General features: G+C 74.9%; 14 protein-coding genes, 1 pseudogene and 1 riboswitch. Of the genes and pseudogenes, 9 read left to right on the top strand and 6 right to left on the bottom strand.

All coding sequences use genetic code 11. From position 1 onward, the window contains the following. Positions 1-2,307 (bottom strand): carbamoyltransferase HypF, encoded by a 2,307-nt coding sequence (gene hypF, locus ACSLTV_RS08805; protein WP_432138442.1) that lies wholly within the window; start codon positions 2,305-2,307, stop codon positions 1-3. After that, a complete protein-coding gene (locus ACSLTV_RS08800; RefSeq protein ID WP_435611933.1) occupies positions 2,304-2,807 on the bottom strand; it encodes a hydrogenase maturation protease in 504 nt (167 codons plus the stop codon). Before ACSLTV_RS08800 ends, hypF begins: the two co-directional genes overlap by 4 nt. Positions 2,808-3,052: 245 nt before the next feature. On the opposite strand from ACSLTV_RS08800, the gene ACSLTV_RS08795 reads away from it, so the two are divergent. The 3 genes from ACSLTV_RS08795 to ppdK all read left to right on the top strand — a co-directional run bounded on the left by ACSLTV_RS08795 (position 3,053) and on the right by ppdK (position 7,899). Next, positions 3,053-3,934: a fructosamine kinase family protein gene (locus ACSLTV_RS08795; protein ID WP_435611956.1), complete on the top strand. Its 882-nt coding sequence runs from the start codon at positions 3,053-3,055 to the stop codon at positions 3,932-3,934. A gap of 222 nt (positions 3,935-4,156) precedes the next feature. Then, positions 4,157-5,080, top strand: a complete 924-nt coding sequence (locus ACSLTV_RS08790; protein ID WP_432157724.1) for a universal stress protein — start codon at positions 4,157-4,159, stop codon at positions 5,078-5,080. Positions 5,081-5,211: 131 nt separating this feature from the next. Further along, positions 5,212-7,899 (top strand): pyruvate, phosphate dikinase, encoded by a 2,688-nt coding sequence (gene ppdK, locus ACSLTV_RS08785; RefSeq protein WP_432138445.1) that lies wholly within the window; start codon positions 5,212-5,214, stop codon positions 7,897-7,899. Positions 7,900-8,007: 108 nt separating this feature from the next. Here ppdK and ACSLTV_RS08780 read toward each other — a convergent pair whose 3' ends face one another. Continuing rightward, positions 8,008-8,358 (bottom strand): hypothetical protein, encoded by a 351-nt coding sequence (locus ACSLTV_RS08780; protein ID WP_435611932.1) that lies wholly within the window; start codon positions 8,356-8,358, stop codon positions 8,008-8,010. A 62-nt stretch (positions 8,359-8,420) separates the two neighbouring features. Further along, on the bottom strand, positions 8,421-8,786 hold the full coding sequence (locus ACSLTV_RS08775; protein ID WP_432138447.1) for a DUF6479 family protein: 366 nt from the start codon (positions 8,784-8,786) through the stop codon (positions 8,421-8,423). 136 nt (positions 8,787-8,922) lie between these two features. Here ACSLTV_RS08775 and ACSLTV_RS08770 point away from each other — a divergent pair, with 136 nt between their 5' ends. After that, a complete protein-coding gene (locus tag ACSLTV_RS08770) occupies positions 8,923-9,297 on the top strand; it encodes a ferredoxin (RefSeq protein WP_432138448.1) in 375 nt (124 codons plus the stop codon). A gap of 56 nt (positions 9,298-9,353) precedes the next feature. Here the strand turns inward: ACSLTV_RS08770 and ACSLTV_RS08765 are convergent, their stop codons facing one another. Next, a complete protein-coding gene (locus tag ACSLTV_RS08765) occupies positions 9,354-9,938 on the bottom strand; it encodes a histidine phosphatase family protein (protein WP_435611931.1) in 585 nt (194 codons plus the stop codon). A 538-nt stretch (positions 9,939-10,476) separates the two neighbouring features. Further along, positions 10,477-10,633, top strand: a riboswitch (cobalamin riboswitch). A 35-nt stretch (positions 10,634-10,668) separates the two neighbouring features. Here ACSLTV_RS08765 and ACSLTV_RS08760 point away from each other — a divergent pair. From ACSLTV_RS08760 to ACSLTV_RS08740, 5 genes and pseudogenes are all read left to right on the top strand, one after another. Beyond that, positions 10,669-10,896 carry a CbtB domain-containing protein gene (locus ACSLTV_RS08760; protein WP_432138450.1) on the top strand — a complete coding sequence of 76 codons (228 nt, stop codon included), beginning with the start codon at positions 10,669-10,671 and terminating at the stop codon, positions 10,894-10,896. 26 nt (positions 10,897-10,922) lie between these two features. Beyond that, positions 10,923-11,681 carry a CbtA family protein gene (locus ACSLTV_RS08755; RefSeq protein ID WP_432157727.1) on the top strand — a complete coding sequence of 253 codons (759 nt, stop codon included), beginning with the start codon at positions 10,923-10,925 and terminating at the stop codon, positions 11,679-11,681. A 164-nt stretch (positions 11,682-11,845) separates the two neighbouring features. Continuing rightward, on the top strand, positions 11,846-13,024 hold the full coding sequence (locus ACSLTV_RS08750; RefSeq protein WP_432157729.1) for an acyl-CoA dehydrogenase family protein: 1,179 nt from the start codon (positions 11,846-11,848) through the stop codon (positions 13,022-13,024). A 122-nt stretch (positions 13,025-13,146) separates the two neighbouring features. Beyond that, positions 13,147-13,275, top strand: a pseudogene (locus tag ACSLTV_RS08745) (carbohydrate ABC transporter permease); the annotation flags it as partial. Then, on the top strand, positions 13,270-13,431 hold the full coding sequence (locus ACSLTV_RS08740) for an alcohol dehydrogenase catalytic domain-containing protein (protein WP_435611955.1): 162 nt from the start codon (positions 13,270-13,272) through the stop codon (positions 13,429-13,431). The pseudogene ACSLTV_RS08745 and the gene ACSLTV_RS08740, both read left to right, overlap by 6 nt. 95 nt (positions 13,432-13,526) lie before the next feature. Here ACSLTV_RS08740 and ACSLTV_RS08735 read toward each other — a convergent pair whose 3' ends face one another. Further along, complete coding sequence (locus ACSLTV_RS08735; RefSeq protein ID WP_432138000.1) at positions 13,527-15,200, bottom strand: glycoside hydrolase family 13 protein; 1,674 nt, start codon at positions 15,198-15,200, stop codon at positions 13,527-13,529. Positions 15,201-15,331: the final 131 nt, after the last annotated feature.

Genomic DNA, 15,331 nt, shown 5'->3' with positions numbered 1-15,331 from the left:
TCATCCTTCCCGTGCCGACCGCGCCAACCGCGCCGCGGCGACCGCGGCCTGCCCGAAGCTGATTCCGCCGTCCCCCACCGGTACCTGCCCCCCGACCAGCACCCGCAGCCCCTGCGCGTGCAGCCGCCGCCGTACGTCGGTCAGCAGCCGGCGGTTGACGAAGCAGCCCCCGCCCAGGCACACCGTCCGCGGCCCGCCCTCGGCCACCACCCGGCCGACCAGCTCGCCGGTCACCACCGCCAGGGTCTGGTGGAAGGCAGCCGCCAGCGACCCGGCCGGCTCGCCGCGCCGCCGCCTGCGCAGCAGGTCGACGAGGGTCGGCCGGGGGTCGTACACCCACAGCCCGGCCACCCGCGCCAGCCGGTGCTCCAGCGGCACGGCCCGCTCCTCGCCGGCCGCCGCCTCCAGCCGCACGGCCGCCTCCCCCTCGTACGACATCCGCCCGCCGGCGAGGCCGAGCAGCGCGGCCACCGTGTCGAAGAGCCGTCCCGCGCTGGAGGCGCGCGGGCAGTTGACGTCCCGCTCCACCATCGTCCGCACGGCACGGAACTCGGCCGGGTCCAGGCCGTCCAGGAAGGGCCGCAGCAGCCACGGCCCGGGAGGCGGGGAGCCCAGCGGCTCGCCGCCCAGCACCTGGCCGAGGGCCGTGCGGGCCGGATGGCGCACGGCCGCCTCGCCGCCGGGCAGCGGCGCGGTCGCGAAGCGGCCCGCACGGCGGTACCCGGCCAGATCGGCGACCAGGATCTCCCCGCCCCACAGTGTGCCGTCGTCGCCGAGCCCCAGCCCGTCGTACGCCACTCCGAGGAACGACCCGCGCACCCCGTGCTCGGCGGCGCACGCCGCGACGTGCGCGTGGTGGTGCTGCACGGCGATGCGGCGCAGCGGCCGCTCCTGCGCCCACTGCGTCGACAGGTAGCCGGGGTGCAGATCGTGGGCGACGACGGCCGGCTCGATGCCGGTGAGCCTGCGCAGATGGTCGTACGAGGCCTGGAACGCCTCGTGCGTCGCCACGTCGGAGAGGTCGCCGGTGTGCGGGCCCAGATGGGCCCGGCCGTCGGCGGCCAGCGTGAACGTGTGCTTCAGCTGGGCCCCGACCGCGGCGAGCGGCACCGGCGACTCCAGCGGCAGCGGCGCCGGGGCCAGACCGCGGGCCCGGCGGACGGTCACCCGCACCTGCCCGGCGAACTGCACCACCGAGTCGTCGTAGCGGGAGCGGATCGGCCGGTCGTGGGTGAGGAAGCCGTCCGCCACGGCCGCCAGGTCCCGCCGGGCGGCCTCGTCGTCGACGGCGATCGGCTCGTCGGAGAGGTTGCCGCTGGTCACCACCAGCGGCCGGGCCAGCTCGTCCAGGAGCAGCTGGTGCAGCCCGGTGGTGGGCAGGAACAGACCCGCCCGGGACAGCCCCGGGTGCACCCCGGCCGCCAGCGGCGGGCGTCCGCGGCCGCGGTGCGGCCGGCGCGCCAGCAGGACGACCGGGCGCTCCGGCGCGGTCAGCGCGCGCTTCTCCGAGGTGCTGATCCGGGCGAGCCGGGTGGCCGCCGGCAGGTCCGCGACCATCACGGCGAACGGCTTGGCCGGCCGCCCCTTGCGCCGCCTGAGCTCGGCCACGGCCCGCTCGTCGGTCGCGTCGCACACCAGCTGGTAGCCGCCCAGGCCCTTCACCGCGACGATCCGGCCGGCCGCGACGGCCGCCACCGCGGCGCGCAGCGCCCGCTCGCCGCGCAGGTCCTCCCACGCCGGCGTCGGGCCGCACACCGGGCAGGCCACCGGCTCGGCGTGGAAGCGCCGGTCGCCCGGATCGGCGTACTCGGCCGCGCAGCGCGCGCACAGCGGGAAGCGGCGCATGGTGGTGCGGACCCGGTCGTAGGGCAGGTCCTCGATGATCGTGGCGCGCGGCCCGCAGTCGGTGCAGTTGATGAACGGGTAGCGGTAGCGCCGGTCGGCCGGGTCGCGCAGCTCCCGCAGACAGTTGTCGCACAGGGCCGCGTCCGGCGGCACCTCGCGCGCGGACGTGTCCCCGGGCACCGGCGTGCTGCGCCGCACCTGGAACCCGCGCGCGTACGACGGCTGCCCCGCGCCCGGGGTCAGCCGCACCCGGCGCACCCGGGCCAGGGCCGGCGCGTCGGCGCGCAGCCGGCTCGCGAACTCCTCGATGGCTGCCGGGGCACCGGCCACCTCGCCCTCCACGTGCCCGTTGATGTTGGCGACCCATCCGGCCAGGCCCAGGCCCGCCGCCGTGCGGTACACGAACGGCCGGAAGCCGACGCCCTGCACGGTCCCGTACACCTCGAAGTGCCGCACGCTCATGCCGGCCTCCCGGGCGCCACCGCGCGATACCGGGCGATCTCGTCCTCGACGGCCTCGGCCAGCGGTTCCACGGCCGCGGCGACCGCCGGGCTCAGTCCGGTCCCGAAGTCCGTCCGGGCGCCCTCCACCGCGTACACCACCAGCCGCTCGGGCAACAGGTCCAGTGCGCCGGCCAGTTCCACCGCCTCACCCAGGCCGAGCCCGTGCGAGCTGGTCGACGACGGACGGGCCGGGCCGCCCGCGGCCAGCTCCAGCCGGTGCACGCGGCCCGGACGGCCCGGATGGGCGTGCGCCGCGTCCACCACCACGGCGAGCGAGGCCCCCGCCCACAGTCCGATCAGCCGCCCCGGATCACCGTCGCAGGTGGCGAGGACCGGCCCGGCCGTCGGACCGTCGCCGGCCCGCTCGCGCAGCCGGGTCACCACGGCCCAGCCCACCCCGTCGTCCTGCCGGAAGTCGTTGCCGACGCCGACGACGACGATCGAATCCCGCGCCCTCATACCCGCCACCCTCCGCCCCGCGGCCCCCGCACCACAGGGGCCGAAAGACCCCGGTCCCAGGGCTGAAGCGCCCGCACCCCCGGCCGCCCCCTGTGTCCGGTGGCGGGTGGCGCGTCCCTGGGCGCCGAGTGGCCCGCCGCCGGGATGGTCGTACGCTGGGCGTCGTGCCCGCGGCCCGCCCACCCTCCGACGACGGCCCGTCCGACGACGACGCCTTCACCGACGGCCCGTCCGACGACGACGCCTTGACCGACGGCCCTTCCACCGACGACCCCTCCGGCAACGGCCCTTCGGCCGCCGCGGCCCGCTTCGCCGGCGCCCCGGCCGTCCGCCTGCGACCGCTGTCCGGCGAGCTCGCCGAAGTCACCCTCGCCGACGGCCGCACCGTGATCGTCAAACGCGGTGACGCGCCGCGCGCGGTACGGGCCGAGGCGGCCGGGCTGCGCTGGCTCGCCGACGCCGACACCGTCCCCGTACCGGCGGTGCACGGCCACGACGACCGGTGGCTGGTGACCGACCGGGTGCCCGGCGGCCGACCGAGCCCCGAGGGCGCCGCACGGTTCGGGCGGGAACTGGCCGCGCTGCACGCGGCAGGCGCCCCCGCCTTCGGCGCGCCCCCGCCCGACGGGCCCCGGGAGGCGTACATCGGGCGGGCCCCGATGCGCAACGTCACCGGCGACGACTGGCCCCGCTGGTACGCGGACCACCGGGTGCTGCCCTACCTGCGCACCGCCGTCGACACCGGCACGATCCGCGCGGGCGAGGCGGCCGTCGTGGAACGGGTCTGCGAACGGCTGCCCGAGCTGGCCGGCCCACCGGAACCGCCCGCACGGCTGCACGGCGACCTCTGGAACGGCAACGTCCTGTGGGACGGTGACGGCCGCGCCTGGCTCATCGACCCCGCCGCCCACGGCGGCCACCGCGAGACCGACCTCGCGATGCTCCACCTGTTCGGCTGCCCCCACCTGGACGACGTCCTGGACGGCTACCGGTCGGTCGCCCCGCTGTCCGCCGGCCGGCCCGAACGCGTGGGCCTCCACCAGCTCTTCCCGCTCCTGGTCCACGCGGTGCTCTTCGGCCGGTCCTACGCCGAACAGGCACTGAGGACGGCGCGGCGCCTCGCGTAGCCCACCGCCGGGCAGCACCGACGCCGCACGCCGTACCGCGCGTACGTCCACGCGTTCCACTCCCGCCGCGGCCGTCCCGTCCCGTCCCGTCCCGTCCCGTCCCGCAGGGCCGAACGGACCCCGCCCGGAGCCCTGGCGGCCCCTACCTGCCGCCCCGGCCGCGGGACGACGCTGGCAAGCGGAGACAACGACCGAGCGCAACGGAGCGCAGGAGGTGCGCGCATGCTGCCACCCGTCATCGCCGGAGTGGACGGATCGCCCGAGAGCCTGGCGGCCGCCGAGTGGGCCGCCCGCGAGGCCGTACGCAGGGACCGGCCGCTGCGGCTGGTCCACGCGTGGAACTGGCACCCGCGACCCCACGACGCCCCGACCGGCGCCGCCGTGCGCCATCTGGCCCGGCGGGCCCTGCGCCAGGCAGAGGACCGCATCCGCCGTACCTGCCCGGGCGTCGTCGCCCTCCAGGACCGGCAGGTCGAGGGCCCGGCCACCGGCGCCCTGCTGACCGCCTCGCACGGCGCCGAGCTGCTGGTACTGGGCTCGCGCGGCCTGAGCGGCTTCACCGGCTTCCTCGTCGGCTCGGTCGCGCTGGGCGTCGTCGCCCGCGCCGAGCTGCCCGTCGTGCTGGTCCGCGCGGGCGAGGAGGCCGCCGACGAGCACCTCCCGGCCGCCGACGGCAGCCCCGGCGTCCGCACGCCCTACCGCGACGTGGTGCTGGGCCTGGACGTCGGGGACCCGTGCGACGAGGTCATCGCCTTCGGCTTCGAGACCGCCCGTGCGCGCGGCGCCCGCCTGCGGGTGCTGCACGCCGTCCCGCAGCCCGCGGCCTTCGGACCGGTCGCGGCCACCGCGGGACTCGGCCCCGGCGAGATCGCCCTGGCCGACGGGCCCGCGCGGCTGGCGGAGTGGCAGGAGTTCGTGACCGCCGTGCTCCAGCCCTGGCGCGAGAAGTACCCCGAGGTCGACGTCGAGTCCACCCTCACCGAGGGCCGCGCCGCGTCGCCGCTGATCCGCGCGGCCTCCTCGGCCGGGCTCCTGGTCGTCGGCCGCCGCGTCACCGACCGCCCGGCCGGCCCGCGCACCGGACCCGTCACCCACGCGGTCATCCACCACGCAGGGTGTCCCGTCGCCGTGGTACCCCACACCTGAGAGCCGGCCGCACCGAGCGCCCGCCGGACCCCCGGCGCCGGCCCCCGAGAGCCACCCGCCCACCCCCCGAGAGAGCCGCCCCACCCTCGTCCGAGAGCCGTCGTAGCGCACATCCGAGAGGTCGAGTCCTGATGACCACGTCCACGCAGTACGTGTACACCTTCGCCCAGGGCAGCCGGGAGATGGCCGCCCTGCTCGGCGGCAAGGGGGCCGGACTGGCCGAGATGACCCGGCTCGGGCTGCCCGTGCCGCCCGGGTTCACCGTCACCACCGAGGCCTGCCGGGTGTACCTCGCCACCGGTGCGGAGCCCCCCGAGCTCGCCGCCGAGGCCGCCCGCGCCCTCACCGGCCTGGAGCACGCCATGGGCCGGAGCCTGGGCGCCGCCGGCGACCCGCTGCTCGTGTCCGTCCGCTCCGGTGCCCGGTTCTCCATGCCCGGCATGATGGAGACCATCCTCGACATCGGCCTCAACGACGACTCCGTGCACGGTCTGGCGAAGGCGTCCGGCGACGAGCGGTTCGCCTGGGACTCCTACCGCCGCCTCGTGCAGATGTTCGGCCGCACGGTGATGGGCGTGGACGGCGATCTCTTCGAGCACGCCCTCGCCGCCCACAAGGCCCGGCGCGAGGTGACCGCCGACGACGAGCTGGACACCGAGGAACTGGTCCTGCTCACCGAGGAGTACAAGGACATCGTGCGCCGGGAGACCGGTGAGGACTTCCCGCAGGACCCCGCCGAACAGCTCTCCCGCGCCATCCGCTCGGTCTTCGAGTCCTGGAACGTCGAACGCGCCCGCGTCTACCGCCGCCGCGAACACATCCCCGACGACCTCGGCACCGCCGTCAACGTGCAGGCCATGGTCTTCGGCAACCTCGGCCACGACTCGGGCACCGGCGTCGCCTTCACCCGCGACCCCGCCACCGGCGAACGCGGCGTCTACGGCGACTACCTGCCCGACGCCCAGGGCGAGGACGTCGTCTCCGGCGTCCGCGACGCGCTGCCCCTGCACGCCCTGAAGGAACTCGACCCGCGCGCCTACGTCGAGCTCGGCGACCACATGCGCACCCTGGAGCACCACTACCGCGACCTGTGCGACATCGAGTTCACCATCGAGCGCGGCAAGCTGTGGATCCTGCAGACCCGCGTCGGCAAGCGCACCGCGGAGGCCGCCTTCCGCATCGCCCACGACCTGCGCGAGGAGAGCGCCATCAGCGCCGACGAGGCCCTGATGCGCGTCGACGGCACCGCGCTGACCCGCCTGATGTTCCCCCGCTTCGACACCACCTCCGCGCAGGAGCCGCTCGCCCACGGTGTCCCCGCCTCGCCCGGCGCGGCGGTCGGCGCCGTCGTCTTCGACTCCGCCGAGGCGGTACGGCGGGCCGCCGACGGCGAGGCCACCGTGCTGGTGCGCCGCGAGACCACGCCCGACGACCTGCCCGGCATGATCGCCGCGCAGGCGGTGCTCACCAGCAGGGGCGGCAAGACCAGCCACGCCGCCGTGGTCGCCCGCGGCATGGGCAAGGTGTGCGTGTGCGGCGCCGAGCAGCTCGCCGTCGACACCGAGGCCCGGCGGTTCACCACCGCGGCCGGCCTCGTCGTCCGCGAGGGCGACGTCGTCTCCGTCGACGGCACCGCCGGCACCGTCCACCTCGGCGCCCTCCCGCTCACCGACTCCGAGGTGGCGGGCGCTCTGGAGACCGGAGCGGCCACCGGCAGGCTCACCGCCGCCGTCCTGGAGGCCCTGGACCACGCCGACGCCGTGCGCCGGCTGGAGGTGCGGGCCAACGCCGACACCCCGGAGGACGCCGTCCGCGCCCGCGCCCTCGGCGCCCAGGGCATCGGACTGTGCCGCACCGAGCACATGTTCCTCGGGGAGCGCCGGGAACTCGTCGAGGCGATGATCCTGGCCCGCGACGACACCGCGCGCGAGCAGGCGCTGGCCGCCCTGCTGCCGCTGCAGCGCGACGACTTCACCGCCATCCTGGAGGCGATGGACGGCCTGCCGGTCACCATCCGCCTGATCGACCCGCCGCTGCACGAGTTCCTGCCCGACCGCACCGAACTCGCCGTCCGCATCGCCAGGGCCGAGGCACCCGACCCCCACGACCTCGACCTGCTGGAGGCCGTCGAGCGCATCCACGAGCAGAACCCGATGCTGGGCCTGCGCGGTGTGCGGCTGGGCCTGGCCGTGCCGGGCCTGATGGCCATGCAGGTGCGGGCCATCGCCGAGGCGGCGGTACGGCGGCTCGCCGCCGGCGGCCGGCCCCGCGCCGAGATCATGATCCCCCTCGTCGGGACCGTCGAGGAGCTGCGGCTGGCGCGCGCCGAGGCCGAACGGGTCCTCGCCGAGGTCGCCGCGGAGACCGGCACCGCGCTGGACTGCCCGATCGGCACGATGATCGAGCTGCCGCGGGCCGCGCTCACCGCCGGCCGGATCGCCCGGTCCGCCGACTTCTTCTCCTTCGGCACCAACGACCTCACGCAGACCACCTGGGGCCTGTCCCGCGACGACGCCGAGGCGTCCTTCTTCCCGCTCTACATCGAGAAGGGCGTGTTCGAGGTGTCGCCGTTCGAGACCCTCGACCAGGAGGGCGTGGGTCGGCTGGTGGAACTGGGCGTCGACGCCGGCCGGGCCGTCAACCCCGGCCTGGAGACCGGGGTGTGCGGCGAGCACGGCGGTGACCCGCGGTCGATCCACTTCTTCCACCGGGCGGGCCTGGACTACGTCTCCTGCTCGCCGTTCCGCATCCCGGCCGCCCGGCTGGAGGCCGGCCGGGCCGCCCTGACCGACACGACGGACACCAGCGACAGCCGGTGACCGGGCGCCGGTGCGCACACACCCCGGGCGCGGAGGCCGAAGGGCCCCGCGCCCGGGGTACGCGCCCGTACTCCCTCCGCACGGGCGCGCCGGGCGGAGGGTCTCACCTCAGACGCGGTCGCCCTTGGGCTTGCCCCGCTGGTCCGGGGTGCCGTGCGGCGGTGGGCTGAAGGGCTGCGGAGAGGTCGCCGGCGACACCGGGGAGCCGGTCCGCCGCTCGTACTGCTCGGGACGCAGGGCGCCCGGATCGCCGGACGTCGGCTCGGCACCCGCGTCCGACCGCTCCAGCCGGGACGTCAGCACCTCGGTGATCGGAAGCCGGTCGGCGTGCGTCCGCTCGTACGCGAGGAGTTCCTCCACCTCGCCGGCGGACAGGGAGCGCACCCGGCTCTCCAGGCCGCCGATCGGCAGATGGTCGTAGTCGGGCAGTGGCAGGCTGCTGCGGCCGGGGCCGGCCATGCATCTCACTTCCGTTCCGCGGGGTGGGCGAGGGGTACCGGCCGCGGGGCCGGGCGCGCGGCTCAGTGCGCGCCGAGGCCGCCGCCGCCGAACGAACCGCTGGAGCCCTTGCTCCAGCGCGGCCGTTTCGTCGACGTGCCGGGCCGGGTCCTCATGTTGGACAGTTCGTAGGGCGTCAGTGGACGACCGCCCTCGGGAGTAGGGGGCACGTCCTCGGGCTCCCGGCTCTCCCGGATCTCGTGCACCGGGCCGCCCGGGGGCACGTGCGGCTGTTCCTCGGGGCGCGGGCACGGCGGCTCCCGCAGCTTGATTCGCGAGCCCAGCCAGAAGGCGCCGCCCAGCATGGCCAGCAGGGCCACGCCGACCGCGAACAGCGCCAGGCTGAGCAGGCCGCTGGTGGCGGCCATCTGCATGGATGCGCTACTCATATCAGGCGAATACCCCTGCAACCGGACGCGAACCACGCCGTGGTGCACCCTCACCGACCGTCGCCGCGCCCGTGCGGGCCGTACCGGGGGAGGGAACCGGGGGTTTGGCGCGGGGGCGCGGGGCTACCCGTGCGCCGTGACTACGTCGCCTTCCCAACAGGAGCTCTACCGGTTCCTGGAGGAACGCTTCGCGTGTGCGCAGGCGTGCACCGAGTGTGCGCGTGTCTGCGCGACGCGTGCGAGCCTCGTGGACCCGAGTGGATCCGGACAGCACGAGCCCGCCCGACGCAAGGGGATCATGTGCGCCGAGGCCTGCGACGCGACCTGCCGGGTGCTCGCCGAGCAGACCCACCTCGACGAGAGCGGCCTGCGAGCCCAGCTCGAATGGTGCCGCGCCGTCTGTCTGGAGAGCGCCCACGTCTTCGACGCGGAACCGGGCGCCGAGGAGGCCGCCAGAGCCTGCCGCACCTGCGCCCGCGCCTGCACCGACTTCCTGGACACGCTGGTCTAGTTCCTGACGGGCGGGCGTCCGGGGCCCCTGTGGGGGGCAAGGACGGCGCACGCTCGCTAAGTGTCCCCGTCGAGCGGGGCCAGGGGCCGTCCCATCCGTACGTTCCACCGCCCCGCCCGGCCGCTGAGTTCCACCGCCGTCAGCGGCGGGACGTCGGCACGCCAGAAGGCCTCGTCCGGTGCGCCCAGGGCGCGTACCACCGCCGCCCGGACCAGCTCGGGTTCGATCACCGCGACCGCCCGCCCCACCCGCTCCGGCAGCGCGTCCAGCCAGGCCGCCGTCCGGTCGCACACCGCCCGCACCGACTCCCCGCCGTGCGGCGCGGCCCCGGGGTCGCCCAGCCAGGCGGCCAGCGCCGCCGGCTCACGCGCCCCCACCTCCGCGAGGGTCTCCCCGCGCCAGCGCCCCGCGTCCAGCGCCGCCAGTGCCGGATCCTCGACCGCGTCCAGCCCCATCGCGGCGGCCGTCTCGCGGCACCGGACGGTGGGCGAGGCAAAGGCAGGCCCGGCCCCGGGCAGCGTGCCCGCCGCCTCCCTCGCCCGTCGTAGCCCCACCGGATCCAGGGGGCGGCCGTCGTCGAAGCGGGCCTCGCGCAGGGCCTCGCTGAGCGCGGGTGACACCAGGACCAGCCGGACCGTCACAGGGCACCTCTCCTCACCGAGCACCTCTCTCGGCGACCGACGGTCTCACAGCGCTCGGCACCCCGGCCGACGAAGTGATCTTCGTCTCGCCGGGGAGGCCGAACGGGCAGGAACGTGACGCCGCTTCGATACGACCCCACCGCTCCGGCGACGCCCCGTCGGCCCGCCGCACCGGCCCCCGGTTCGGCCGTACCGGAGAGGGTCGCGACACCGTCGCGGCGGCGCGCGTCGGCCCGCCGAGCCGGTCGAGCCCGTCGCCCTCCCGCGCGCCAACTCACCCTGTGCGAAGCCTACTTGCGCCTTCCGTCGACCCTCCTCACTGCGACCGGAGACCCGATCCGGCCGTCCTCGGCCGGCCACCGCCCCGGCCGGCCCGACGTCCCCTCGGTACCCGCCCCGCCCCCTCGGGTACGCCCGCACCATCTGCCCTCGGTCCGGCGGCGGTTCGCCCTCCTCGCCGCCCGGAGCCGCCGCCGCGGCCCGTCCACTGCGTCGCGCGCGAAGGGGGCGCGTCCGCCGTCACGCCACGCGCCCTTGGCCCGAACTGCGGTTTCGCGGTACGGTCTCGGGCGATATCGACGACGGTCACGCGGAAGCCGGTGGAAGTCCGGCACGGTCGCGCCACTGTGAGTCCGCTGTCGCACGCGCGTGCGGAGGCGGATGAGTCAGACCCGCGCCGTCGTCCTGTGCACCACCGAGCCGGGACGCGAGTTCCCCAGGAGGTCCTGCCATGGCGCAGTCCGCTGTCCAGCCCAGCGTCACCCCCACCCCCGCCGCCGTACCCGCCAAGCTGCCGCTCTCGGCGATCGCCCCCTGGGCGGTCTTCTTCGGCATCCTGATGCTGGTGCTGCTCTACTTCGTCGGCGCCGAGCAGGGCGCCACCGCGCTGACGTCCGGCGACGGCGTCCACGAATGGGTGCACGACGCCCGCCACCTGCTCGGCTTCCCGTGCCACTGACGGCCGCGAAGGAAACCGGCATACCGATGAACTCGGCAACCGTGCGCACCCTCCTGGTGCGCGGCATGCTCGCGGGTCTCGCCGCGGGCCTGCTCGCCCTCGTCGTCGCCTACTTCCTCGGCGAGCCGCACGTCGACGCGGCCATCGCCTTCGAGGAGGCGCACCCCCACGAACACGGCGGCGGCGAACCCGTCAGCCGCACGATGCAGTCCACCGCGGGCCTGTCCACCGGCGTCCTCGTCTACGGTGTCGCGTTCGGCGGCATCGCCGCCCTCGCGTTCTGCTTCGCGCTCGGCCGGACCGGACGCTTCGGGCCGCGCGCGAGTGCGCTGCTGCTCGCGGCCGCCGGCCTGCTCGCCGTCTACGTGGTGCCGTTCCTGAAGTACCCCGCCAACCCGCCGGCGGTCGGCGAGGCCGACACCATCGGCCGGCGCACATCGCTGTACTTCCTGATGGTGGTACTGAGCGTGCTGCTCGCCGTCGGGACCGTCATCCTGGGCAGACGTCTGGCGCCACGCCTCGGGAACTGGAACGCGACGGTCGCGGCAGGGGCGTTCTTCGTCCTCGCCGTCGGCCTCGCCTACGCCTTCCTGCCGTCCTTCAACGAGGTGCCGGACCATTTCCCGGCCCTCCTGCTGTGGAAGTTCCGCCTCGCGGCCCTCGCCGTGCAGGCCACCCTGTGGACCGCCTTCGGACTGGTCTTCGGGGAGCTGGCGGAACGGGCGCTCGCGCCCAGGCCCGCACGGACGGCATCCGTCACCCGGGCGACACCCGTCGCCCACTGACCACGCCCAACCCCCCACCCGCACCGAGCGGACGGCCCCCGGCGCACGCCGGGGGCCGTCCGCGTGCCCGCACCCTTCCCGCCTCCCCGGCATTCCCAATTTCTGCAACACGTTCTACGGTGGGCGCCGTCAGGAGACCGGCCTTGGGCCCCGCAGGAGGCGCCGTGCACCTCGACCACACCCCCGAGCAACTCCGGCTCCGCGCCGAACTGCGCGACTACTTCGCCGAGTTGGTGCCCGACAACGCCTACGCCCGGCACGTCGACCCGGTCGCCGCCAAGCGCTTCTACCGCACCACGATCCGCCGCCTCGGCGCCGACGGCTGGCTCGGCGTCGGCTGGCCGAAGGAGTACGGCGGACGCGGACTGACCCCCGTCGAGCAGTTCGTCTTCTTCGACGAGGCCGCGCGGGCCGGCGTACCGCTGCCGCTGATGGCGCTCAACACCGTCGGCCCCACGATCATGCGGTACGGCACGGACGAGCAGAAGGCGTACTTCCTGCCCCGCATCCTCTCCGGCGAGATCGACTTCGCCATCGGCTACAGCGAGCCCGGCGCCGGCACCGACCTGGCGGCCCTGCGCACCCGGGCGGTGCGCGACGGCGACACGTACGTCGTCGACGGGCAGAAGATCTGGACGACCAACGGCGACACGGCGGACTGGGTGTGGCTGGCGGTGCGCACCGACCCGGACGCCCCGCCGCACAAGGGCATCACCATGCTGCTGGTCCCGACCACCGACCCCGGCTACTCCTGCACCCTGATCCACACCCTCGCCTCGCACGACACCACCGCCAGCTACTACGAGAACGTCCGCGTCCCCGTCTCCCGCCGCGTCGGCGCCGAGAACGAGGGTTGGCGACTGATCACCAACCAGCTCAACCACGAGCGCGTCACCCTCGCCGCGCACGGCACCATGGCCATCCGCGCCCTGCACGACGTGCAGCGCTGGGCCGCGGAGACCAAACTCGCCGACGGCCGCCGGGTGCTGGACCTGCCGTGGGTGCGCCGCCTGCTGGCCCGGACCCACGTCCGCCTCGACGCCCTGAAACTCCTCAACTGGCGGATGGTCGCCGCCCTCCAGAACGGCACCCTCACCCCCCAGGAGGCATCCGCCGTCAAGGTCTACGGCTCCGAGGCGCGCCGTGACGCCTACGCCTGGCTCCTGGAGGTCGTCGCCGCACCCGGCGCCCTCCAGGAGGGCTCGGCCGGCGCCGTGCTCCACGGCGAACTGGAACGCGGCTACCGCTCGGCCGTGATCTTCACCTTCGGCGGCGGCAACAACGAGATCCAGCGCGAGATCATCTCCTGGATCGGCCTGGGCATGCCCCGCGTACGGCGCTGACGCGCGACAACCCTGTTTCCCGGCCGCCGGGCCGGACACCGTGTGCCCGGTGACGACGCCGGGCATCGCGCATCCCCGCGTGGGACGATGGTGGAGGTCGGCAGAGGCGCAGTGCCGATCACGTAAGGATGGTGCGGTCCTTCCTCGCCGAGGTGCCCCGGGAGATCCTGGAGGCGGCCGAGGTCGACGGTGCGGGACTGCCCACGGTGCTGCTGCGGATCGTCGCCCCCGTTGCCACGCCGGGGATCGCCGGATTCGACACCCACGCCGCCGGACACCATCCGTTCATCGGTCTGCCCTACCACCCCGGCCACGAGGCGGTGGGCGTCGTGGTGGCCACCGTCGGGGGGCCGCGGACTTCGCCCCCCGGCGACGGGGTGATCGTCGAACCGGGCCCGGCTCGGTGAGTGTGCCCCGTGCGCGATCGGACGGCTCCTCGCGGCCGACGGCTCCCTCGCGAAGACCGGACGGGCCCTGGCGGACAGGCGGGCAGGTGGGACGGCTACGCCGAGAGCCAGACCGCCTCGTCAGGTGAGAGCAGCCCGTCCTCCACGGTGTCGCTGGCCAGAAGGACCGATGCGTGGTCGGGGAGCCGGTAGACCTCGGTCGAGAGGTTGACCACGCAGATGAATCCCGGGTCCCGGCGGAACACCAGGACGCCCCGGGGGGCGTCGATCCAGGCGAGGTCGCCGTCGCCGAGTGCGGGGTGCTCGCGGCGCAGCCGCAGGGCACCGCGGTAGAGCTCGAGCATGGAGGTCGCGTCCCCGGTCTGCGCCTCCACGGTGCGCTCGGCCCAGTCCGCCGGCTGCGGAAGCCAGGGGGCCGCCGAGGCGTCCTCGGGGCTGAATCCGTACGGTGCCGCCTGCCCGGACCACGGAACGGGCACGCGGCAGCCGTCACGGCCCCGGTCGGTGTGCCCGGACCGCTCCCAGATGGGGTCCTGGAGCACGTCCTCCGGCAGGTCCTCGACCTCGGGGAGCCCGAGTTCCTCACCCTGGTAGATGTAGGCGCCGCCGGGCAGGGCCAGCATCAGCAGGGCCGCCGCGCGGGCGCGGCGGACGCCCAGGTCGAGGTCGAGGGGACCTTCGGGACGGTACGGCTCGTTCACGGCCCATCGCTTGACCGTCGTGCGGCCGTAGCGGCTGGTGTGGCGCATGACGTCGTGGTTGGAGAGCACCCAGGTGGCCGGTGCGTCGACCGCACCGAGCATCCGGAGCGAGTCGTCGATGACCGTGCGAAGGTCCTGCGCATCCCAACTCGACATCAAAAAGTCGAAGTTGAACGCGGTGTGCAGGGCGTCCCGACGGACGTACGCGGCGAGTCGTTCGGGGGTCTCGGCCCACGCCTCGGCGACGAAACACCGGTCGCCGGGGAACTCGTCGGCCACCTTGCGCCAGGCGCGGTAGATGTCGTGGACCTCGTCGCGGTCCCAGTGGGGGTGGTCGACGTGCTGCCGGGGCCGCCCCTGAGCGGCGGCGGGGGGAACGACGGCACCCGGCACGCCGAATTCCTGGCGGGGCGGCAGGTCGGGCAGTTCGGGGTGCTTGACCAGACCGTGCGCGACGTCGATGCGGAAGCCGTCCACACCCCGGCCGAACCAGAAGCGCAGGATCGACTCGAACTCCGCCCGTACCTCGGCGTGCTCCCAGTTGAGGTCCGGCTGCTCGGGGGCGAACAGGTGCAGGTACCAGTCCCCGTCGGGCAGCCGGGTCCACGCCGGGCCGCCGAAACAGGAGACCCAGTCGTTGGGCGGTTCCGCGCCGTCGGGTCCCCTTCCGGGCCGGAAGACGTAGCGCTCACGTTCCGGGCTCCCGGGGCCGGCCGCCAGCGCGGCCCGGAACCAGGCGTGCTGGTCTGAGGTGTGGTTGGGGACGATGTCGGGGATGACGCGGATGCCGTGGAGGTGCGCCTCGGCGATGAGCTGTTCGGCATCGGCCAGAGTGCCGAACAGGGGGTCGATCTCACGGTAGTCGGTCACGTCGTAACCGTGGTCGGCCATCGGCGACTTGTACCACGGGTTGATCCAGATGGCGTCCACACCGAGCGACTTCAGGTACGGAAGGCGGGAACGGATGCCGGCGATGTCGCCGATGCCGTCACCGTTGCCGTCGGCGAAGCTGCGGATGTAGACCTGATAGATGACGGCGTTGCGCCACCACGGTGCGGTACCGGACATACTCTGCGTTACTCCTTCGAGGATCGAGGATCGAGGGCGGGGCGCGTACGGCCCCGGTGTCTACTTCACCGCGCCGGCGGTGAGTCCGGCGACGATGCGGCCTGGAAGAGCAGCACCATCACCACCAGGGG

Origin of the sequence: Streptomyces sp. bgisy159 (assembly GCF_965341775.1) — a bacterium.
In the GTDB taxonomy this organism is placed as follows: domain Bacteria; phylum Actinomycetota; class Actinomycetes; order Streptomycetales; family Streptomycetaceae; genus Streptomyces.
Note: the sequence above shows the minus strand (reverse complement) of the source record. Positions and strands in the feature narration are given on the sequence as shown.